Here is a 20,886-nt window from a genome sequence, read left to right as displayed (position 1 = left end):
GGCATGAAACATCTTGCATTTGCAGCGGGACTGCTTGGCGCCTCGGCCGCTTTTGCCGAAACGCCCGAACTCACCGTTTACACCTACGACAGCTTTGTCTCCGACTGGGGTCCCGGCCCGGTGGTGGAAAAGGCGTTTGAAGAGGTCTGCGGCTGCGACCTGAAACTGGTTGGCGCTGGCGACGGCGCGGCGCTGCTGGCACGGGTGAAGCTGGAGGGCGAACGCTCCGACGCTGATGTGGTGCTGGGGCTCGACACCAACCTGACCGCGGCGGCCAAGGAAACCGGCCTGTTTGCGGAGCATTCGGTCAGCGCCGATTATGCGCTGCCGGTCGAGTGGAGCGACGCGACCTTTGTGCCCTATGACTGGGGCTACTTCGCCTTTGTGCATAACGCCGATGCGGCGGCGCCTGCGGATTTCAAGGCGCTGGCCGCCAGCGACATGAAGATCGTGATCCAGGACCCGCGCTCCTCGACTCCGGGTCTGGGCCTGCTGTTGTGGGTCAAGGCCGCCTATGGCGACGAGGCGCCGGAAATCTGGAAGGGCCTCTCTGACAACGTGGTGACTGTGACCAAGGGCTGGTCCGAGGCCTATGGCATGTTCCTGGAAGGCGAGGCTGATATGGTGCTCTCCTACACCACCTCGCCCGCCTATCACCTGATCGCGGAGGAAGACGGCTCCAAGGCGGCGGCGGCCTTTGACGAGGGCCATTACATGCAGGTGGAAGTTGCCGGCAAACTGGCAAACAGCGACCAGCCGGAGCTGGCCGATCAGTTCCTGGCCTTCATGGTGTCGGATGCCTTCCAGTCGATCATCCCGACCACCAACTGGATGTATCCGGCGGTGACGCCCGCGGGCGGCCTGCCCGAAGGCTTTGATACCCTGATCGCGCCGGAGAAATCGCTGCTGCTGAGCGAGACGGAAGCCGCAGAGGTGCGCGATGCGGCGCTGGGCGAATGGCTGGACGCGCTCAGCCAGTAAGCGCCCTGCCCGGGATCGGCGCGGCCCTTTTGGTGGCTGCGCTGATTCTGGGAACCCTTGGGGCTGTTGCCCTGAGGGCTGAATCAGGCACGGGCTTTGGTGCCAGCGACTGGGCCGCGCTGCGGTTCACGCTGACCCAGGCGGGCCTGTCGGCGCTTTTGAGTGTTGGCCTCGCCATCCCCGCCGCCCGCGCACTGGCGCGGCGGCGGTTTCCGGGGCGGAGCCTGCTGATTGCGCTGTTGGGCGCGCCTTTCATCCTGCCTGTCATTGTGGCCATCCTTGGCCTGCTGGCGGTGTTTGGCCGGGCTGGCTGGCTGAGCAGCCTGCTGGGGATATTCGGTTTGGACCCTGTGCAGATTTACGGGCTGCACGGGGTGGTGCTGGCGCATGTCTTCTTCAACCTGCCGCTGGCGACCCGGCTGATCCTGCAGGGCTGGCAGGAGATCCCTGCCGAACGCTTCCGCTTGGCAGCACAGCTGGACGCCGGGCCGCTGGCGATGTGGCGGCTCTTGGAAGGCCCGATGCTGCGGCGGGTGGCGCCCGGTGCGCTGGCGGTGGTGTTTGCCATTTGCCTGTCCAGCTTTGCGGTGGCGCTAACCCTGGGTGGAGGCCCAAAGGCAACGACTATCGAGCTCGCCATCTATCAGGCTTTCCGGTTTGATTTCGACCTGGGCCGCGCGGCGCTCTTGTCTGGGTTGCAGCTGCTGCTGACTGGTGCCGCCGCGCTGGTGGCGCTGCGGGTGTCGGCGGGCGAAGGCTTTGGTGCCGGCCTTGACCTTGCGGTGCGGCGCTGGGACGGGCAGAGCGCCCTGGCGCGCAGCTTGGATGGCTTTTGGATTGTCCTGTCCGCCGCGTTCCTGCTGCTGCCGCTGGCGGCTATCGTGCTGGCAGGCCTGCCGGGTGTTCTGTCGCTGAAAGCGTCCGTCTGGCAGGCGGCGGGAAACTCCGTTCTGGTTGCCGCGCTCAGCACCGTGATCCTGCTGGGGCTGGCCTTGCCGATGGCCGCCGCCGCGGCTGCCGGGCGTGCTGGTCTGACCGAGCTGTCGGGTATTTTGGGTCTCGCGGCCTCGCCGCTGGTGATCGGCACCGGGCTGTTCATTCTGATCTATCCCATCGCTGACCCCTTTGCGCTGGCGCTGCCGGTGACGGCGCTGGTCAATGCGGTGATGGCGCTGCCTTTTGCCATGCGCATTCTGGTCCCGCGGGCGCGGGAGGTGCTGGGGCGGTATGGCCGCCTGTCGCTGTCGCTGGACATGCAGGGCTGGGCCTTTGTGCGCCGGGTCTACCTGCCGCGGATGCGGGCGCAGACCGGGTTTGCCGCGGGATTGGCGGCGGCGCTGTCGATGGGCGACCTCGGTGTGGTGGCGCTGTTTGCCGACCCGGATTTTGCAACGCTCCCTTTGCAGATCTACCGGCTGATGGGGGCCTACCGGATGGAGGCGGCGGCCGGCGCGGCGCTGCTGTTGCTGATGCTGTCGATGGGGGCATTCTGGATTTTGGACCGCGGGGGGCGCTGGCATGCTGAGGCTTGAGAACTGCCGGATCATGAACGGCGATTATGCGGTAGAAGCGGATCTGGAGATCGCAGCCGGCGCCTGCGTCGCGGTGATCGGGCCTTCTGGCGCCGGCAAATCAACGCTGGTGGAGGCGGTGGCGGGTTTTCTGCCCGTTACCCGCGGGCGTATCTCGTGGAACGGCGCGGACCTGACCGGCACGCCGCCGGGCAAGCGGCCGGTGGCGATGCTGTTTCAGGACGGCAACCTGTTTCCGCATCTGACCGTGGCGCAAAATGTGGCGCTGGGGCTGCATGCGAACCTGCGGTTGAGCGAGGCGGAGTGGAGCCAGGTCGGGGCGGCGCTGGAGCGGGTCGGCCTGGGTGGCGTGGGCACGCGCAAGCCTGCGGCGCTGTCGGGCGGGCAGCAAAGCCGGGTGGCGCTGGCGCGGGTGCTGGTGCAGGGGCGCGATATCCTGCTGCTGGATGAACCCTTTGCCGCGCTTGGTCCAGCGCTGAAGGCAGAGATGCTGGATCTGGTCTCAGACCTTGCGCGGGAAAGTGGCGCGACAGTGCTGATGGTCAGCCATGATCCCAATGACGCCCGCCGGATCGCGGATCAGGTGGTGCTGGTGGCGGAGGGCACGGCGCACCCGCCGCAGGCGACGGCGGAGCTGCTGGACAACCCGCCGCCGGCCTTGCAGGCGTATTTGGGAACGGCCTGACCCCGCTGCCGGGAACGGCCTGCGACGGGGTGTAAATGAAAAGGGGTTTCGCTGCGAAACATCCTTTATTAATATATGGTTAAATTGAGAATTGTGGAGTGAGGACGGTTGCCCGCCGCCTGCGCGGCGGGCCAGTCAGTTGTGTAAGGCACTGTAAAAAGCAGATTTATGCAGCCAGTGCCGCCTCCCGCGTTTTGGTGATCATCAGCGCAGCATTGGCAGCCTCGCGCCCCTTCTCCACGAAGTGAGCGCGGTAGATCGCGTTGTGGTGCTCCGTCTCCTGGTAGTGGTGCGGGGTCAGCGAGACCGACAGCACCGGCACCCCGGTGTCCATGCTTGCACGCATCAGCCCGTCCACCACGGCCTGAGCCACAAAATCATGCCGGTAGATGCCGCCATCCACCACGAAGGCGGCGCAGGCCACGGCGGCGTATTTTCCGGTCTTTGCCAGCTCCTGCGCCAGCAGCGGCATTTCAAAGGCGCCGGGCACGTCGAACACGTCGACCTGCTCTGCCGGGATCAGCTGCAGGAAGCCCTCCAGCGCCCGGTCGACAATGTCAGCGTGCCATTGCGCCTTGATGAAGGCATAGCGGGTGTGTGTCATGTGGTAATCTCCTTGTGGTTCTGACACGTCACCCAAGGCGATCACGAACAGACGGGCGCACGCCTGGCGCCGCCCTTCTGCACGTTCTCTTCCATCCGGACTGTGACCGTCGGCTCTGGAGTTGCACCAGATCTGCTGACACTCCCAAAACCATGGAAGCCGCTCGCGGGCTTGCGGGACTGGCCGCTTACCGCCGGTGGGGAATTCCGCCCCGCCCTGAGAACGGCGAGACTTTGGCAAGCAGCGGAGATGCCTGCAAGCGGGAATTGCGGAACGGGGTCAGGTCTCGACCAAGTTGTAGTGCTTGATGGTGCGTGACTCGACCAGTTCGGCCTCAGCCGGGTCGATGTGCGGACTGGTGTAATCCTCACCCGCAAAAGTCTTGAGCGAGGCCAGATCCTTCCAGACCATCACAAAGCTGAACTCCCGCGGAGTCTCGGAGCGCGGTGCGCCAGGCAGGACAGAGACGATTCCGTCGGTGCCTTTCATCAGCGGGATCGCGGTTTCATGAAAGAACTTGCTGAACTCGGCTTCCTTGCCGGGCCGGATGACGACCTGGAATATCCGCATGATCATTGGAGGCCTCCTGTCACGTGTTACACTGGACCAGTTTAGCACAGTGCGGTGATTGCCCCTTTCCCTCAGGCCCGCTTGCAGTAGGCTGCGGCCAAACAGCGGAGGATATTTCTGATGAAACTCACTTATTCCCAAGCATCCCCTTTTGCCCGCAAGGTTGTGGTGCTGCTGCGTGAAACCGGGCAATTGCAGGATGTCGAAATCCTGGATGTCACAACAACCCCGCTCAGCCCCAGTCCGGATGTGAAGGCCAGCAATCCGCTGGCCAAGATCCCGGCACTGGAGCGCAATGACGGGCCGGCTCTCTATGACAGCAGGGTGATCTGCGCCTATCTGGATGAGCGCGCCGGCGGCAAGCTGTACAGCCGCGGCTGGGACAGCAAGGTGCTGGAGGCGACCGCCGACGGGATCATGGATGCGGCGGTGCTGATGTCCTACGAGAAACGGCTGCGCCCGGAGGACAAGCAGTGGGACGGCTGGCTGAATGCGCAGCGGGACAAGGTGCTGGGCGGCTGCGCGGCACTGAATGCGCGCTGGATGAGTCATCTGCGGGGGCCGCTGGATATCGGTCAGATCGCGGTGGCCTGTGCGCTGGCCTATGTGAACTTCCGCCACCCGGACACAAACTGGCGTCAGGGCAACGAGGCGCTGGCGGAGTGGTTCGAGACATTCGAATCGCGCCCGTCGATGCAAGCGACAAAACCGCCGGCGGCTTGACCCCGGCCTCTTGAAACGGACTGGTGCCGCAACGATATGGGTGCGGCACTGTCACCCAGGCGTGACAGAATTGCCGTCTGCGGCTTTCTGCGCGCCCATGACCGCTGGACGAACGGCTCTCTCCCCGCTAGACACGCGCCAGAGTCACTGCGAGCAATCGCGGTGCATGCGCATGTTTGCCCTAAACGGGCGCTGGAATTGGAGAAAACCTCGTGTCCCACGCAGAAGACCACGAAGGAACCCGGAGAGATTTCCTCTACTACGCCACTGCCGGCGCCGGGGCAGTGACCGCGGGTGCCGCCGTATGGCCCCTGGTCAACCAGATGAACCCCTCCGCCGACGTGAAAGCGCTGTCCTCGATCCTGGTCGATGTCAGCGGCGTGGAAGTTGGCACGCAGATTTCGGTCATGTTCCTGGGCAAGCCGGTGTTCATCCGCCGCCGCACCCAGGAAGAGATCGAGGCGGCCCGCGAAGTGGAGCTGTCCGAGCTGATCGACCCGCGGTCGGAAAACGCCAACAAGCCGGGCACCGACGCGGCTGACGCGAACCGTACCCTGGACGAAACCGGCGAATGGCTGGTGATGATGGGTGTCTGCACCCACCTGGGCTGTGTGCCGCTGGGTGACGGCGCAGGCGAATTCAACGGCTGGTTCTGCCCGTGCCACGGGTCGCACTACGACACCGCCGGCCGGATCCGCAAAGGCCCGGCGCCTGAGAACCTGCACATTCCGCTGGCCGAGTTCACCGACGCCACCACCATCAAGCTGGGATAAGGAAACGCGCTCATGTCCGGTATTCCCCACGACCATTACGAGCCGAAGACAGGCGCAGAGAAGTGGCTGCACAGCCGCCTGCCCATCGTCGGCCTGATCTATGACACCATCATGATCCCCACCCCCAAGAACCTGAACTGGTGGTGGATCTGGGGCATCGTCCTGGCCTTCTGCCTGGCGCTGCAGATCGTCACCGGCATCGTCCTGGTGATGCATTACACCCCGCATGTCGACATGGCCTTTGCATCCGTTGAGCACATCATGCGCAACGTGAACGGCGGCCATATGCTGCGCTACCTTCACATGAACGGCGCCTCGCTGTTCTTTGTTGCCGTCTACATCCACATCTTCCGCGGCCTGTACTATGGCTCCTACAAGGCGCCCCGCGAGATCACCTGGATCGTCGGCATGCTGATCTACCTGATGATGATGGGCACCGCCTTCATGGGCTACGTGCTGCCGTGGGGCCAGATGTCCTTCTGGGGCGCCACCGTGATCACCGGCCTGTTCGGCGCCATCCCCTTCATCGGCGAACCGATCCAGACCTGGCTCCTGGGCGGGCCGGCGGTGGACAACGCCACCCTGAACCGCTTCTTCTCGCTGCACTACCTGCTGCCGTTCGTGATTGCGGCGCTGGTGATCGTGCACATCTGGGCCTTCCACACCACTGGCAACAACAACCCCACCGGCGTTGATGTCCGCAAGGGGTCCAAGGAAGAAGCCAAGAAAGACACCCTGCCGTTCTGGCCGTACTTCGTGATCAAGGACTTCCTGGGCCTGGCCGTTGTGCTGGTGATTTTCTGGGCAATTGTCGGCTTCATGCCGAACTACCTGGGCCACCCGGACAACTACATCGAAGCCAACCCGCTGGTGACGCCCGCGCACATCGTTCCGGAATGGTACTTCCTGCCGTTCTACGCGATCCTGCGTGCCTTCACCTCCGAAGTCTGGGTCGTGCAGTTTGCCTCCTTCATCACCGGCGGCATCGTGGATGCGAAGTTCTTTGGCGTGATCGCCATGTTCGGCGCGATCCTGGCGATGGCCCTGGCGCCCTGGCTGGACACCTCGCGCGTCCGTTCGGGCCGCTACCGCCCGATGTTCAAGTGGTGGTTCGCGCTGCTGGTGATCGACTTCTTTGCCCTGATGTGGCTGGGCGCGATGCCGGCGGAAGAGCCCTATGCGTCGTTCTCGCTGATCGCATCGGCCTATTGGTTCGGCTACTTCTTCGTGATCCTGCCGCTGCTGGGCGTGATCGAGAAGCCGCTGCCGCAACCGGCGACCATCGAAGAGGATTTCGAGGCCCACTACGGCAAGAAATCTTCTGCTGAAGCCACTCCTGCCGAGTAAGAAGAAGGAACACCTAGCAATGTTCAAGAAACTGGCAACCGGTGCCGCCTTCGCTCTGGCCCTGATCCCTGCTGCGTCTTTCGCAGCAGGCGGCGGCGAGCAGCACATCACCGACTACGACTTCTCGTTCGAGGGGCCGTTCGGCACCTATGACCGCAACCAGCTGCAGCGCGGCCTGCAGGTCTACACCGAAGTCTGCGCAGCCTGCCACGGTCTGAAGCTGGTGCCGATCCGCACCCTGTCGGACGAAGGCGGCCCGCAGATGCCCGAAGATCAGGTGCGCGCCTACGCAGCTGACAACTTCAGCGTCTACGATCCGGCACTGGACGAAGACCGCCCGGCCAAGCCGGTCGACAACTTCCCGGAGAACAACAACGCTGGCGCCCCGGACCTCAGCATGATGGCCAAGGCGCGTGCGGGCTTCCATGGCCCCTACGGCCTGGGCCTGAACCAGCTGTTCAAAGGCATGGGCGGTGCCGAATACATTGCCTCGCTGCTGGCTGGATACACTGGCGAGACGAAGGAAGAAGCAGGCACCACCTTCTATGAAAACACCGCCTTCCCGGGCGGCTGGATCTCGATGGCGCCGCCGCTGTCGGATGAGCAGGTGGAATTTGCCGACGGTCACGCCAATGACGTGGAGGCCATGTCGCAGGACGTCGCGGCTTTCCTGATGTGGACTGCCGAGCCCAAGATGATGGCCCGCAAGCAAGCCGGTTTTGTCGGCGTGCTGTTCCTGACCGTGCTGTCGGTGCTGCTGTACCTGACCAACAAGAAGCTGTGGGCGCCGGTCAAAGGCAAGGACTGAGTTCAGTTCCGCTGACTGTGTGAAGCATCAAACCCCCGCAAGCGCCGCTTGCGGGGGTTTTCCGTTTCCAAGGGGGAAAGCGCCCCGGGGAGACTTCGGGCCAGAAAAAAGCAGCGCGGCTCAGGCCAGCGGGCTGACCGTCAGATGCGGCAGCCCGTTGGAGGTTCTCTGCGGCGAGCGGTCGTCTGCATTGATGACCGCCGACACCCGCTGGCGCCAGGACGAGAAGCTGTCGAACTGAACCACGTCCACCGGCGTGTCGAAGTGCAGTGTGATCCGCCGGTGGCCGCTACTGCCGCAGGCCGCCAGCCCGTGAACATAGCCGGTGAAGGGCTGGCCGAGATAGCGCCCCTCGACCCGCATCCCCACCCGCAGTTCCGGCGCGTTCGAGGCGCGGGCGCTGAGCGTGTTCCAGTCGCGGAAGCCGTAGTAGTGGGCGATCCGCTCCAGGGCGGTGCTGTGGCTGATGGGCTGGCCCTGGGCCACGGAATGCTTGCGCAACAGCCGTGCTTCGGCCTTGAGCTGCGGCACGGGGGGCAGGGCAGAGTTAGTCTGCATGGATATACCTTTCGCAAAAGGGTGCATATGCCGTTGCAGACAGGGCTCGCGTTGCTGTCCGGGCGTGCACCCAGGCGTCAGGATAAACCTTGTCCGAATTTCACCATGGCCAGAGGCCGCGAGCGGCAGGTATCCGGGACCTGTGATGTGAGATTTAGCGGGAAATTCGGAGGAAGGCAATTCCCCGCAGCCTCAAGCCACCAGCTGGTTGCCTGCCACACCGGTAATCTCGGCCGTGACGATCCGGCCTTCTTCCTGCGGTGCGGCAAATGTCACCTCGGTGAACTGCTCGGTGCGGCCCATATGCGGGTTTTCCATCAGGATGCGGTGGGTCTTGCCGATCTGCGCAGCCAGGTGGCGCTCCACTTGCGCATCGCCGGCCGCACGCAGGCGGGCGGCGCGCTCCTTGATCACATTGCCGTTCACCTGGTTCGGGATTCTGGCGGCCGGGGTGCCTTCGCGCTTGGAATAGGGGAAGACGTGCAGCCAGGTCAGGCCGCAGTCGGTGACCAGCTTCAGCGAGTTCTCGAAATGGGCGTCGGATTCGGTCGGGAAGCCCGCGATGATATCGGCGCCAAAGGTCATCTCCGGGCGCAGGCGGCGGGCTTCCTCGCAAAACGCGATGGCGTCGTCGCGCAGGTGGCGGCGGGCCATGCGTTTCAGGATCAGGTCGTCGCCGTGTTGCAGCGACAGATGCAGGTGCGGCATCAGCCGCGGCTCGGTGGCGATGGCCTGCATCAGGTTCTCGTCCGCCTCGATCGAATCGATGGAGGAGATGCGCAGGCGCGGCAGGTCCGGCACCAGTTTCAGGATCCGCATCACAAGGTCGCCCAGGAGCGGCTGTGCGGGCAGATCGGCGCCCCAGGAGGTGAGGTCCACGCCCGTCAGAACCACCTCGTTGTAGCCCCTGTCCACCAGCCGCTTGATCTGGTCGATCACCACGCCAGCAGGGACCGATCGGGAGTTGCCGCGGCCGTAGGGGATGATGCAGAAGGTGCAGCGGTGGTCGCAGCCGTTCTGGACCTGCACATAGGCGCGGGAACGGGTGCCGAAACCGTCGATCAGATGGCCTGCGGTTTCGGTCACCGACATGATGTCGTCGACCTGGACCTTTTCCGTGGTGCCAATGAAATCCGGCCCCTTGGCGATCTGCTGCCAGGTTTCGGCCTGCATCTTTTCGGTGTTGCCGATGACGCGGGTGACCTCTTCCATCGCGGCAAAGGTTTCCGGCTCTGTCTGGGCGGCGCAGCCGGTCACGATGATCGGCGCCTCCGGATTTTCCCGGCGCAAGCGGCGGATCTCCTGGCGCGCCTTGCGCACGGCCTCCGCCGTCACCGCGCAGGTGTTCACCACCACGGCGTTCTCCAGGCCCGCCTGCTGGCTCAGCTCCTTCATCGCCTCGGTCTCATAGGCGTTCAGGCGGCAGCCAAGGGTGGTGAACTTGGGCACGCTCATGCCAGTGACTCCAGGAATTCACGGGTGAAGGTGCCGTCGAACACATGCATGGTCGGGCCGGTCATCCAGACGCCGTCCTCTGCCCAGTCGATCCACAGGGTGCCGCCATCGAGGTCGATCTGCACCTTGCGACCCGTCAGCCCGCGGCGGGCGGCCGCAACGGCTGTCGCGCAGGAGGAGGAGCCGGAAGCCAGAGTCACCCCCACACCGCGCTCCCACACGCGCATGCGGATGCGGTCGGGGCCGGTCACCTGGGCAACCTGCACATTGGTGCGCTGAGGGTAGAGCGGGTGGTGCTCATAACGGGGGCCGAATTCCTCCAAGGGGATAATTTCGGCGTCCTCGACAAAGAAGGTGCAATGGGGGTTGCCCATGCCGGTTGCCGTGGGGCCGCCCTCAATTGGCAATTCCAGCGTGTCAACTTTCTCGGCCAGGGGAATGTCCTGCCAGTCCAGCTGCGGCGCCCCCATGTTGACGGCGGTGAGCCCGTTGCCGGCGTCGCGGGCATAGAGGTCGCCGCGGTCCGTGGTCAGGTGCAGCTCCGGTTTGCCGGTTTCAAGAATCAGATGGCGGGCAATGCAGCGGGTGGCATTGCCGCAGGCGCCGGAGGTGGAACCGTCGGCGTTGTAGAAGGTCAGATGCGCATCGCCCTTGCCGCTTGTAATGACGGTCAGCTGGTCGAACCCGACGCCGAACTGGCGGTGGGCGATTCCCCTGGCCATTGCCGGGGTGATGGCAATGTCCTGCGCGCGCGCGTCGACAACGACAAAGTCGTTGCCCAGCCCGTGCATCTTCATGAAGGGGAGTGCGGTATCTGCGGAGGTGCTCATGGCGGGCATATAGACCCGGCGCAAAGATGAATCCAGCCTTCGGTTAGAAAAGTTGAAAAAAGGGGTTGACCCCCCGCGCTACTCCCCCTAGATACGCCGCCTATCGGGACAGTGAGACACACGCTGCCAAGCAGTTCCGAAGCGAAATAAGTGCTTGAACCTTTTGGAAAAAACACTTAGACCGCGACGAAGAAGTGGGCCGTTAGCTCAGTTGGTAGAGCAACTGACTTTTAATCAGTGGGTCGCAGGTTCGAATCCTGCACGGCTCACCACTTCCTCCCAAAACACCGCTGAAAACAAGTAAGATGTTGATCCCCTTCGGGGATTCTCTCGACCGTCCAGGCGAGGGGAAGAGCGTGTCGGGGGAGTTGCCAAACCTCTCCTGCCTTTGGGGCAAAATTCCGTGTGCCTGTGTTTAACACTTCCAGTCGCTTGCTGTGCTGGTGAACAGCCCGGCGCAAGGTTCCAAGACTTCCTGCGGAAACGCGGCAAAGGCGCCGCCGGTAAGCGCATGGATCAGGAATTTCAAATCTTTAGAAGCAGAAAGCAGGGTTTACAGGTCCGTTGTTTGGAGGTCTGACTAGGTGGAAGGCTATTCCAAAAGGATTTTCAGATGGGTGAGGTTCTGTTTGCACTGCCGGAGACGCCGGTGATTCCGGTTGCCGGGGAAGCTGCGGGCTATCCTGTAGGGCGGGTGTTTTGTGTCGGACGCAACTATGCGGCCCACGCCGCTGAGATGGGCAATGAAGTGGACCGGGAGGCGCCGTTCTATTTCACCAAGGCGGCCGCCAATGCGGTGTTGTCAGGTGCAGAAGTGCCCTATCCGCCGGGCACCGGGAACTTTCATCATGAGATGGAGTTGGCCGTGGCCATCGGCGCACCGGTGTTCCGGGCCTCTGCCGAGGAAGCACGGCAAGCGATCTTTGGCTACGGCTGTGCGCTGGATATGACCCGGCGGGATCTGCAGATCCGCGAGCGGCAAAAGCAGCGGCCCTGGGATCTGGGCAAGGATCTGGAGAACGGCACGGTCCTGGCGCCGCTGACCCGGGCGGCGGACTGGGGCGGGCCGGAAAAGCAGCGGATCTGGCTGGAGGTGAACGGGGAGATCCGGCAGGACGCCACGCTGGATGAGATGATCTGGTCCGTGAAGGAGATCATCTGCCATCTGTCCGGCTTTTACCACTTGCGGCCTGGAGACCTGATTCTGACCGGTACGCCTGCCGGTGTCGGGCCGGTGCAAAGCGGCGACCGGATGCATGGCGGAATTGACGGGCTGGCGCCGGTGGAGCTGTCCTTGACTGCTGCGGAATGACGCAAGGCGGGCGAGCGGATGTTTATTGTTGCTTTGCGCTGGCTTCAATATGTATCAATTTGAATGTGATTGCGGGGGGCTTCGTAACATATCAAGCGGAAAATCTGCCTGGGACAAAAGTCAGCAGGCGGATTTCATGAGTAGAAAATGCATAATCTGCTGTTGATGGTTACAAACGCACCTAATAGCAGAGAGGCAGCCGGTTCGTTAAACGAACCTTCGGCGGGGCTCTGACGGCAGAAACGGAAAGATAAACGCTGGATTCCGCAGCAAAGTTGCGAAGGCGGGAATCCGGTAAGGGATGAGGTCAAAGGGAGGACGATATGACCACTCGGAGAAAGCTACTGGGCGCCGTTGGCGCGGCAGCTGTCGCGGCATTCTGCGCGGCACCGGCATTTGCGCAGGAGGTGACGCTGAAACTTCACCAGTTCTTGCCGGCGCAGGCAAACGTGCCGAAACTGATCCTGGATGTCTGGGCGGACAACGTCGAGGAATCCTCTGGCGGGCGCATCAAGGTTGATCGCTTTCCGTCGATGCAGCTGGGCGGCAAGCCGCCAGAGCTGATGGACCAGGCCATTGACGGCGTCGCGGATATCGTCTGGACCGTGGTGGGCTATACCCCGGGCCGCTACCCCTCGACCGAGGTGTTCGAGCTTCCGTTCATGATGACCAATGCGCGGGCCGTGTCGCACGCCTATTGGGAAATGTTCGACAAGCACATGAAAGACACCGAGTTCAAGGATGTGAAAATCCTGGGCACCTGGGTGCATGGGCCGGGCATGATTCATACCGCCGATCCGGTGGAAACGCCGGAAGACCTGGAAGGCATGAAGATCCGCGGCGGCGGGCGTTCGGTCAACGCGCTGCTGACCGAGCTGGGCGCGACCCCGGTCGGGATGCCGGTTCCGGCGATTCCGGAAGGCCTGTCCAAGGGCGTGATCGACGGCACCACCATTCCGTGGGAAGTCACCGCGGCGCTGAAGGTTCCGGAACTGGTGGAAAACCACACCGAGTTCACTGGCAAGGCGCTATATACCCTGACCTTCGTTCTGGCGATGAACAAAGAAAAGTATGAGAGCCTGCCGGATGACCTGAAAAAGGCCATCGACGACAACTCCGGCCTGGAATTCTCGGTCTTTGCCGGCGGCACCCAGGCGGATTCCGACGGCCCCTCGCGCGAGATGGCGCTGGATCTGGGCAACAACGTGATCACCCTCGACGAAGAGCAAACCGCGGTCTGGCGTGAACGCGCGCAGCCGATCTATGACCAGTGGATCGCTGACATGAAGGAAAAGGGCCTCGATGGCGCTGCCCTGATCGAAGAAGCCAGCGCGCTGATCGAGAAATACACGCCGCAGTACCAGTAAGGCGTTTGTATTGATAAAAGTGAAGGGCCGCGCGGCATTGGCACTGCGGCCCTTTGCACACCGGAACAAGGCAACTTAACCATGCACAAGCTCATGATGCGGCTGGCCAAATCAATGGCCTACCTGGGCGGTGCGGTCCTCACTCTTCTGATCATTCTGACATGTGTTTCGATCGCTGGGCGCCTGCTCAACGGTTTCTTCCATGGCGATTTGATGGAGCGGATCGCGCCAGGGTTTTCAAATTGGATGACGGGCTGGGTCGGGCCAGTGAACGGCGACTTTGAACTGGTCGAGGCCGGGGTGGCGTTTGCCATCTTCGCCTTCCTGCCATTGTGTCAGATCACTGCTGGCCATGCGTCGGTTGATGTGGTGGCCGATGCCTTCCCGCGCGGCGTGAAGCGGTTTCTGCGGATGGTTACCGAAGTGGTCTTCGCCGCGGTGCTGGTTCTGATTGCCTGGCGGCTGGGGGCAGGGCTTGCCGGTAAATACACCAATGGCGAAACCTCCTTCCTGCTCGAGTTTCCGGTTTGGTGGGCCTACGCCATCAGCCTGGTGGCGGCCGTCGTGGCAGCCATCGTGGGCATCTACATGGGTGCAATCCGCACCATCGAATTTTTTACCGGCCGGATCCTGGTCTGGGACGGCGTGGAGGGTGAACAGTGACGGCTCTTGAAATTGGCATCGCCTCCTTCCCGGTTCTGATGCTGCTGATCTTTCTGCGGGTTCCGATCGGGCTTTCGATGTTTCTGGTCGGCCTTGGCGGGCTGATCTGGGTCACGGATGGCACCCAGGTCGCCTTCGGGCGGCTGAAAAGCGAGACCTATACCACCTTCTCCTCCTATTCGCTGACCATAGTGCCGATGTTCCTGCTGATGGGGCACTTTGCAACGCTGGGCGGCATGTCCACTGCGCTGTTCAAAGCGGCTGAAGGGTTTTTGGGCCACCGCAAGGGCGGTGTCGCGATGGCGGCCATCGGCGCCTGTGCCGGCTTTGGCGCGATCTGCGGCTCGTCTCTGGCGACCGCAGCCACCATGGGCCGGGTGGCGCTGCCCGAGCTGAAGCAATACGGCTATGCCGGCGGCTTTTCCACCGCCACACTGGCAGCCGGCGGCACGCTGGGCATTCTGATCCCGCCTTCGGTGGTGCTGGTGATCTATGCGATCCTGACGGAACAGAACATCGCCAAGCTGTTTCTGTCGGCCTTCATCCCGGGCCTGCTGGCGGCACTAGGTTATGTGGTTGCGATTTCCATTTATGTGCGCCTGTTCCCGGAAAGCGCGGGCACCCGCCCGCCGGTTCCGATGCGCGACCGTTTTGCCGCGCTGTTCCATGTCTGGCCGGTGCTGCTGGTGTTCGGCCTTGTTGTCGGCGGTATTTACCTGGGCTGGTTCACCCCGACCGAGGGCGCGGCCGTGGGGGCCTTTGGCACCGGGTTTATTGCCTGGACCAATGGCGGGCTGACCCGCGATACGCTTGCCGACAGCTTCCTGGTGACGGCGCGCTCCACCGCGATGATCTTTTTCATTGTGCTGGGTGCGGGATTCTACAACGGCTTCCTGGCGCTGACCAAGGTGCCGCAGGAGCTGGCCGACTTCGTCGTGAGCCAGGGTCTCAGCCCCTGGATGGTTCTGGCGCTGATCCTTGCCTTCTATCTGGTGTTCGGCTGCCTGATGGATTCGCTGTCGATGATCCTGCTGACGATCCCGATCTTCTTCCCGGTGATCTCTGCCATGGACTTTGGCTTGCTGTCGCTGCCCGCGATGCAGGCGGATGCCGCGATGGAGGTGCTGAAGGCCGGTGTCCCTGAGGGGATGGGGGCAGAGATGCTTGCCTCGATACAGGATGCAATTGCCACCGGGGCTGAACTGACCCGGGAGCAAATGAAGGAACTGGGCATCCGGGTGACCGAAGGCCGGGTGAACCGGATTGAGGCGGAATATGTCGCGATCTGGTTCGGTGTGCTGGTGCTGATCGTGGTGGAGGTTGGCCTGATCACCCCGCCGGTTGGCATGAACCTGTTCATCATCAACGCGATGGACCGCAAGACCAAGATGATCGACACCTATAAGGCGGTCATGTTCTTTGTCGCCTCCGACCTGATCCGGGTGGTCATCCTGGTGGCCTTCCCGATCATCACGCTGCTGCCGCTGATGCTGATGCAGTAAAGCGTTGCCCTCTCCCGTCTCGCGCGGGGGAGGGTCTGCGGCCAGCCGGTCTCAAGATGGAAATATTTTGTGACACCGGTCTGGATTGACCAGACTCACCTTTTGGGGTCCGCTGATCCTGTCCGTCACCACACACAGGGGAGACCAGCCATGCCCATCAGCCGCAGCAAATCCGACGCGCCGAGGGTCAAGGCGCTGTCCGCCAAGGTTTCGGGGCTGCAAGGACCCTGTCTGGGCTGCACCAACTGCGTTGGATTGTGCGAGGCGCTGATTGATGCGCTGGTGCTCCCGGATCTGGTCCTGAGCCGCAAGCGCGGCGGTTCGTGACGCAGCGGTGCCGGCGGCCTTTGCCGTTTACTATCTCAAACCCGCGCCGGTAGGATGCGCCTGCAGAAACGGTCGGGGCGGCATAACATGGCAGGGCAAAACACTTTCGTTCACGAAATCCGCGTCGGCTGGGGCGACTGCGACCCGGCGCGGATTGCCTATACCGGACGGCTGCCTGCCTTTGCGCTGGAAGCGATCGACGCCTGGTGGGAGCATCACCTGGACGGTGACGGCTGGTACCAGATGGAACTGGACCGGGGCACCGGCACGCCGTTTGTGCACATGAGCATCGACTTCCGGTCTCCGGTCACGCCCCGGCACCGGCTGATGTGCGAGGTCTGGCCGGCGGCTTTGGGCAGCAAGTCGGTGACTTTCCGGGTCAATGCGCGGCAGGACGGCGTTCTGTGTTTCGAAGGCAAATTCGTCTGCGTCTTCATCGCGCCCGACACCTTCACGGCCAAACCGGCACCCGGCGACTACCGTGCCGTGATCGAGGCGCAGCTGCGGCCGGAATGACGCTGCTCAGCGCAGCCAGCCATCAGCGAAAACCACTCTGCTGACGCCTGCAAACCGCGCCACCCGGTCCAGCTCGGCCTCCAGCCGCCGTGTGCGGGACCGCGGCCATTTCATATCGCTTTCCGGCCAGACAGCGGTCACGCGCAGCAGGTCTGCGTCCCGGTCCGCTTTCATGTCGATGCGGCCCGCAAGGCGGTCGCCCTCCAGAAGAGGGAAGACGTAGTAGCCGTATTGCCGTTTGGGGGCGGGGGTGAAAACCTCGATCCGGTAGTGGAAGCCGAACAGCCGCTCGGCCCGTTTGCGGTCGCGCAGTGCGGGGTCGAACGGGCTGAGCACCCGCATCCGGCCAGGTGCCGGCCCCAGTTCCCCGGCTTCTCCGACAGTGCCAGGACGGCTGAACACCTTGCGCAAACTGCCATCGGCCTGCTCGACGCAGATCTCCTCAAGCCCGCCCTGGCGCAACTGCTGCGCACACCAGGCCTTGGCTTCCGCCGGAGAGGCAGTGTCCCAGAAGGCGGCCAGCTCTCCCGATGTGGCAAAGCCCAGGCGGTCCAAAGCGGCAGAGCACAGCCAGTTCACCGTCGCCGCCTCATCGCAATGGGCAGTGGGGCGCAGATGCTCCTCAATCACCCGTTCTGTCAGGTCATAGCGTTTCTGGAACCCCTCGCGACCCACCACCGTCAGCGCTCCGGAGCGCCAGAGGTATTCCAGCGCGGTTTTGGACGGATGCCAGTCCCACCAGCCTCCAGAGCTCTTTTTCTCGCCCTTGCCGAGGTCGGAAGAGCTGACGGGCCCGTGGTCGCGGACGTGGTTCAGGACGGTTTCAAATTGCGCCTCGAAACCGTCGCGCCGCCAGTTGCGCCAGCGTTTGCGCAGCAGCTCGGTGTCGCGCCGGAACCTTAGATGCCACTGAGGGTAAAACGCCATCGGGATCATCGCGGCGTCATGGGTCCAATGCTCAAACAGCCCGCGGTCCCGTTCGTAGAGCCGTTTGAGGTTCTGCGCCCGGTAACCCGGCCGGCGGGAATAGAGGATTACGTCATGGGCGCGCGCAACCGTGTTGATGCTGTCGAGCTGCACGAACCCCAGCCGCTGGATCAGCTCCAGCAGATCAGCCCCTTTGGCCGGGCCTGCGGGCTGCTCCAGCAGCGCGTGGCGGTCCAGAAACAGCCGCCGCGCACTGTGGTTGCCAAGCCGTTGCAGCGCCATCAGCGCCGTTTCAGCGTGTCGCCATAAGAGATCGTGGGGGTCAGCGTGATCTGGGTTTCGATTTCGGCGTCGGGGTCTTCCAGCTGTGCGGCGATGATCTCAGCCGCCTTGCGGCCGATTTCCAGGCGGCAGGCATCCATGGTGGCGAGCTTGCGGGGCAGGCCTTGCAGCAGCTCCACGCCGTTGAAACCGGCGAGGCCGATCTGGCCAGGCACGTCGATGCCCTGATCCAGCAGATAAAGCAAGCCGCCTGCTCCGATCATGTCGTTGGAATAATAGAGAAAATCCAGCTCGGGCGAGCGCTCCAGCATGGCCTGGGTCATCTCGCGCCCCTTGGCCAGGGCTGAGCCGCCGGAATAGAACTCGCGGTCCTCGATCTCCACGCCCTCCTTGGCCAGCGCCTCGGTGAAGCCTTCGAAGCGTTTGCGGGCGCGGTGGTCGAGCGGCATCTTGGTGCCCATGAAGCCGATATGGCGGTAGCCTGCCTTCAGGATCGCCTTTGCCATCTCGCGCCCTGCACGGCGGTGAGAGATGCCAACCATCGCGTCCACCGGCTTGCCGTCGGTATCCATGATCTCCACCACCGGGATACCGGCGCTGCTCAGCATGGCACGGGCGGCTTCGGTATGCTCCAGCCCCGCGATGATCACGCCGGAGGGGCGCCACGAGAGCATCTCGTACAGCACTTTTTCCTCTTTTTCGGGCTGATAGTCAGTGACGCCGACAACCGGCTGCAGCTCGGTGTTCTCCAGCACTTGGTTGATGCCGGTCATCACCTCCGGGAACACCATGTTGGACAGTGACGGGATGATCACAGCCACCAGGTTCACCCGGTTCGAGGCCAGCGCGCCCGCAATCTTGTTGGGCACATAGCCCAGTTCCTTTGCGGCGCTCAGCACCTTAGTGCGCGTCTTCTCCGACACGTCGCCGCGGTTGCGCAGAACCCGGCTTACAGTCATTTCGGAAACACCGGTTGCTTCGGATACATCGCGAAGGGTAAGCGGGCGCTTGCTGTCCGTGGTCACGTTCCTGAGCCTCTTGTTATGTCTGCCTTTGACGTTAGCGCAGACATCACTTGCTGCACAATGGAAACTGCGCGCGGCAAAACGGCTTTGGGCTGTGCCGATCCCATTGTGATCGCAGGACGGATTTGCTATCGCGGAAAGACGCGGCCCCGTGGCTCAACTGGATAGAGCAGCCCCCTCCTAAGGGGCAGGTTGCAGGTTCGAATCCTGCCGGGGTCGCCATTAAAATCAGTATCTTAAAGGAAATCACGCCGTTTAGATGGGCTTATCCGGAACGATACCCGGAACGAAACTTCCTATTTGGGTCGGCTCTTGAGAAGGCGTGAAATCGCGTCTTACACGTTCAAAACTTGCGATTTTTGCCGCTGATGTGGGAAACGCGGCGTCGCCTTGCCGAAGACTCTTGCTATAGACACCAGTCTGATTCAATTTATGGGTGAGCACGAGACGGCATAGAGGCAAAAAATTGAACCAGCAGAACATCGGAGGGGCCCAACAGCCCGTGGCACTTCCAGTTTCTCAAACTGAAAGCGCCCACGAAGAGCGTAGAGAGATTTTATCACAGATAGCAGCAGCAAGAGATTCCAAGGTGTTGCTGTATGTCACCAGTGACCGGCCTGCGATGGAAACCCAAATCGGCCCGGATGTTGATGACATTTTTGTTGAGCATTTGGATGAGCTTTGGCCTGCACAAAAAATCACTGTAGTTCTCTACACAACCGGCGGGAACACAGCGACAGCCTGGAGATTGATCAATCTGCTCCGAACGTTTTGTGAGGAGCTGGAAATCATCGTTTTGGTCAAGGCGCTTAGTGCTGGCACGCTGATGTGCCTTGGCGCAAACCGGATCGTGATGTCAAAACAATCCACACTTGGGCCAATTGATCCAAGCGTGAACAACCCTATGAATCCGCATGTGCCAGGGACCAACCCGCCGCAAAGGGCCCCAGTGAGCGTGGAGGCAGTTCAGGGATATCTGGATGTGGCAAAGCAGCTTGGTGTGGAAGACTCCAACAGTCTTGCAACCGTTTTGACGCACCTGTCGTCCCAGATTCATCCATTGGTCTTGGGGCAAATTTTCAGGACCAGAACACAGATACGAGATCTGGCGACGAAGCTCCTGGTTCATCAGGAGATTGAAGGCCAGAAGAAAGAACAAATCATCGACTTCCTCTGCAGTGAAAGTGGAAGCCATGACCACACAATCAACCGCCGCGAGGCAGAGTTGCTTGGTCTCAAAATTGAGAAACCGAGCGAAGAATTTTACGCGATATTAAGAAATCTATATAAGAATGTCAGTGCAACACTGAAACTACGAGATCGGTTTGCCCCGGACGTAGAGCTTGCAAACCACCCGGCTGTGCACTACCGGGTGCGGCGTGGATTGATTGAAACGGTAGAAGGCGGAAGCCATCAATTCATCACCGAGGGTGTCCTGCAGAAGGTGCAAGTGCCGCAAAATGGCGCACCACCTGCGATTGGCTTTCAGGACAATCGGCTGTTTGAAGGGTGGAAAAGGGAGGATCAACCGTGAATTATTTAATGCAAACATCAGATGTCAGCTTCATCGAGAGAGAAAGTTCTGCAGCGGAACTTTCCTTCACAACAACGACCGCACGCACGGACACTTTTGCAGAATATATGCGCAGCGCGATATTGTTTGATCAAGGAACAATTGTGGTCCCGGTTGAAGAGATCGACTTCACGCAAATCTCGCCTGTTTGACGTTTCCTACAGCAAAACACTTCAAGGCAGGCTTTGGCCTGCCTTTGTATTTTCTGGGCAAGATGTTTTTTAGCGCTGCCGGAGTGCGCAGACTGTTGATGGCAAATCCTATCCGGTCGCACGCTCAGATGGTGCCAAACAAGCGCTAAAGATTGAGCAACGGTTCAGGACATGACCGCTAAGGGCGGGCAATGGTGGGCCTGAAATTATTGTTGCTACCTTGCTACTTGGGTGGTTGCTCCCTCTACCCATCTCAGAATGACCCTGTCTTGGTTTCCTGGATCGTCGGTGTTTTGTCGATCCCTGCACTTCGCTCGAAAGGCGCGCTCCCCTCCGCTTGTTCGGAATGACAATGACCTGCCCCCCGCTGGTCC

The 20,886-nt window shown here is 62.0% G+C and carries 22 protein-coding genes, 2 tRNA genes and 1 riboswitch; of the genes, 17 read left to right on the top strand and 7 right to left on the bottom strand.

Annotated features, from left to right (window positions below; genetic code table 11):
- The first annotated feature begins 3 nt into the window (after positions 1 to 3).
- The 3 genes from thiB to B2P87_RS05945 are packed head-to-tail and all read left to right on the top strand — an operon-like array spanning position 4 to position 3,198.
- Positions 4 to 981: a thiamine ABC transporter substrate binding subunit gene (thiB, locus tag B2P87_RS05955; RefSeq protein WP_141891729.1), complete on the top strand. Its 978-nt coding sequence runs from the start codon at positions 4 to 6 to the stop codon at positions 979 to 981.
- Positions 957 to 2,513 carry a thiamine/thiamine pyrophosphate ABC transporter permease ThiP gene (locus B2P87_RS05950; protein WP_141891731.1) on the top strand — a complete coding sequence of 519 codons (1,557 nt, stop codon included), beginning with the start codon at positions 957 to 959 and terminating at the stop codon, positions 2,511 to 2,513. The genes thiB and B2P87_RS05950 overlap by 25 nt, the downstream gene beginning before the upstream one ends.
- The gene (locus B2P87_RS05945) at positions 2,500 to 3,198 is read left to right on the top strand and encodes an ATP-binding cassette domain-containing protein (protein ID WP_141891733.1); all 699 of its coding nucleotides are present in this window, start codon (positions 2,500 to 2,502) and stop codon (positions 3,196 to 3,198) included. Before B2P87_RS05950 ends, B2P87_RS05945 begins: the two co-directional genes overlap by 14 nt.
- Positions 3,199 to 3,364: 166 nt before the next feature.
- Here the strand turns inward: B2P87_RS05945 and B2P87_RS05940 are convergent, their stop codons facing one another.
- Both B2P87_RS05940 and B2P87_RS05935 read right to left on the bottom strand, forming a co-directional pair.
- Entirely contained in the window at positions 3,365 to 3,802 is a 438-nt protein-coding gene (locus tag B2P87_RS05940; RefSeq protein WP_141891734.1) for a 6,7-dimethyl-8-ribityllumazine synthase, read from the bottom strand.
- A 79-nt stretch (positions 3,803 to 3,881) separates the two neighbouring features.
- Positions 3,882 to 4,030: riboswitch (FMN riboswitch) on the bottom strand.
- A gap of 51 nt (positions 4,031 to 4,081) precedes the next feature.
- A complete protein-coding gene (locus B2P87_RS05935) occupies positions 4,082 to 4,378 on the bottom strand; it encodes an antibiotic biosynthesis monooxygenase family protein (RefSeq protein ID WP_141891735.1) in 297 nt (98 codons plus the stop codon).
- Positions 4,379 to 4,492: 114 nt separating this feature from the next.
- Here B2P87_RS05935 and B2P87_RS05930 point away from each other — a divergent pair, with 114 nt between their 5' ends.
- From B2P87_RS05930 to B2P87_RS05915, 4 genes are all read left to right on the top strand, one after another.
- Positions 4,493 to 5,095 (top strand): glutathione S-transferase, encoded by a 603-nt coding sequence (locus tag B2P87_RS05930; protein ID WP_141891736.1) that lies wholly within the window; start codon positions 4,493 to 4,495, stop codon positions 5,093 to 5,095.
- A 212-nt stretch (positions 5,096 to 5,307) separates the two neighbouring features.
- The gene (petA, locus tag B2P87_RS05925) at positions 5,308 to 5,868 is read left to right on the top strand and encodes a ubiquinol-cytochrome c reductase iron-sulfur subunit (RefSeq protein ID WP_058287451.1); all 561 of its coding nucleotides are present in this window, start codon (positions 5,308 to 5,310) and stop codon (positions 5,866 to 5,868) included.
- Between the two features lie 12 nt (positions 5,869 to 5,880).
- Positions 5,881 to 7,215: a cytochrome b gene (gene petB / locus B2P87_RS05920; RefSeq protein WP_141891737.1), complete on the top strand. Its 1,335-nt coding sequence runs from the start codon at positions 5,881 to 5,883 to the stop codon at positions 7,213 to 7,215.
- 19 nt (positions 7,216 to 7,234) lie between these two features.
- On the top strand, positions 7,235 to 8,023 hold the full coding sequence (locus B2P87_RS05915; protein ID WP_141891738.1) for a cytochrome c1: 789 nt from the start codon (positions 7,235 to 7,237) through the stop codon (positions 8,021 to 8,023).
- A 120-nt stretch (positions 8,024 to 8,143) separates the two neighbouring features.
- Here the strand turns inward: B2P87_RS05915 and B2P87_RS05910 are convergent, their stop codons facing one another.
- The 3 genes from B2P87_RS05910 to dapF all read right to left on the bottom strand — a co-directional run bounded on the left by B2P87_RS05910 (position 8,144) and on the right by dapF (position 10,875).
- Complete coding sequence (locus B2P87_RS05910; RefSeq protein WP_058287453.1) at positions 8,144 to 8,581, bottom strand: glyoxalase superfamily protein; 438 nt, start codon at positions 8,579 to 8,581, stop codon at positions 8,144 to 8,146.
- A gap of 192 nt (positions 8,582 to 8,773) precedes the next feature.
- Positions 8,774 to 10,036, bottom strand: a complete 1,263-nt coding sequence (mtaB, locus tag B2P87_RS05905; RefSeq protein WP_141891739.1) for a tRNA (N(6)-L-threonylcarbamoyladenosine(37)-C(2))-methylthiotransferase MtaB — start codon at positions 10,034 to 10,036, stop codon at positions 8,774 to 8,776.
- Complete coding sequence (gene dapF, locus B2P87_RS05900) at positions 10,033 to 10,875, bottom strand: diaminopimelate epimerase (RefSeq protein ID WP_141892131.1); 843 nt, start codon at positions 10,873 to 10,875, stop codon at positions 10,033 to 10,035. The genes mtaB and dapF overlap by 4 nt, the downstream gene beginning before the upstream one ends.
- Before the next feature lie 187 nt (positions 10,876 to 11,062).
- On the opposite strand from dapF, the gene B2P87_RS05895 reads away from it, so the two are divergent.
- The 7 genes from B2P87_RS05895 to B2P87_RS05865 all read left to right on the top strand — a co-directional run bounded on the left by B2P87_RS05895 (position 11,063) and on the right by B2P87_RS05865 (position 16,553).
- A tRNA-Lys gene (locus B2P87_RS05895) sits at positions 11,063 to 11,138 on the top strand.
- A 341-nt stretch (positions 11,139 to 11,479) separates the two neighbouring features.
- Positions 11,480 to 12,178, top strand: coding sequence for a fumarylacetoacetate hydrolase family protein (locus B2P87_RS05890; protein WP_141891740.1), 699 nt, complete (start codon positions 11,480 to 11,482; stop codon positions 12,176 to 12,178).
- Positions 12,179 to 12,501: 323 nt separating this feature from the next.
- Complete coding sequence (locus B2P87_RS05885; RefSeq protein ID WP_058287457.1) at positions 12,502 to 13,545, top strand: TRAP transporter substrate-binding protein; 1,044 nt, start codon at positions 12,502 to 12,504, stop codon at positions 13,543 to 13,545.
- An 81-nt stretch (positions 13,546 to 13,626) separates the two neighbouring features.
- Positions 13,627 to 14,208 carry a TRAP transporter small permease gene (locus B2P87_RS05880; RefSeq protein WP_141891741.1) on the top strand — a complete coding sequence of 194 codons (582 nt, stop codon included), beginning with the start codon at positions 13,627 to 13,629 and terminating at the stop codon, positions 14,206 to 14,208.
- Entirely contained in the window at positions 14,205 to 15,710 is a 1,506-nt protein-coding gene (locus tag B2P87_RS05875) for a TRAP transporter large permease (RefSeq protein ID WP_141891743.1), read from the top strand. The genes B2P87_RS05880 and B2P87_RS05875 overlap by 4 nt, the downstream gene beginning before the upstream one ends.
- Before the next feature lie 150 nt (positions 15,711 to 15,860).
- Entirely contained in the window at positions 15,861 to 16,037 is a 177-nt protein-coding gene (locus B2P87_RS05870) for a hypothetical protein (RefSeq protein ID WP_167510273.1), read from the top strand.
- An 87-nt stretch (positions 16,038 to 16,124) separates the two neighbouring features.
- Entirely contained in the window at positions 16,125 to 16,553 is a 429-nt protein-coding gene (locus B2P87_RS05865; RefSeq protein ID WP_141891744.1) for an acyl-CoA thioesterase, read from the top strand.
- Between the two features lie 6 nt (positions 16,554 to 16,559).
- Here the strand turns inward: B2P87_RS05865 and B2P87_RS05860 are convergent, their stop codons facing one another.
- Positions 16,560 to 17,762: a winged helix-turn-helix domain-containing protein gene (locus B2P87_RS05860; RefSeq protein WP_141891745.1), complete on the bottom strand. Its 1,203-nt coding sequence runs from the start codon at positions 17,760 to 17,762 to the stop codon at positions 16,560 to 16,562.
- Positions 17,762 to 18,787 (bottom strand): LacI family DNA-binding transcriptional regulator, encoded by a 1,026-nt coding sequence (locus B2P87_RS05855; protein ID WP_008555117.1) that lies wholly within the window; start codon positions 18,785 to 18,787, stop codon positions 17,762 to 17,764. The genes B2P87_RS05860 and B2P87_RS05855 overlap by 1 nt, the downstream gene beginning before the upstream one ends.
- Before the next feature lie 145 nt (positions 18,788 to 18,932).
- Here B2P87_RS05855 and B2P87_RS05850 point away from each other — a divergent pair.
- From B2P87_RS05850 to B2P87_RS05840, 3 genes are all read left to right on the top strand, one after another.
- Positions 18,933 to 19,009, top strand: a tRNA-Arg gene (locus B2P87_RS05850).
- A gap of 280 nt (positions 19,010 to 19,289) precedes the next feature.
- Positions 19,290 to 20,321, top strand: coding sequence for an SDH family Clp fold serine proteinase (locus B2P87_RS05845; RefSeq protein ID WP_286852230.1), 1,032 nt, complete (start codon positions 19,290 to 19,292; stop codon positions 20,319 to 20,321).
- Positions 20,318 to 20,512, top strand: coding sequence for a hypothetical protein (locus B2P87_RS05840; RefSeq protein ID WP_141891747.1), 195 nt, complete (start codon positions 20,318 to 20,320; stop codon positions 20,510 to 20,512). The genes B2P87_RS05845 and B2P87_RS05840 overlap by 4 nt, the downstream gene beginning before the upstream one ends.
- The last annotated feature ends 374 nt before the right edge of the window (positions 20,513 to 20,886 follow it).

This window comes from Leisingera sp. UBA4491, assembly GCF_002388965.1.
GTDB lineage: Bacteria > Pseudomonadota > Alphaproteobacteria > Rhodobacterales > Rhodobacteraceae > Leisingera > Leisingera aquaemixtae.
The sequence above is the reverse complement of the archived record's forward strand: the minus strand, read 5'-3'. Positions and strand labels throughout refer to the sequence as shown.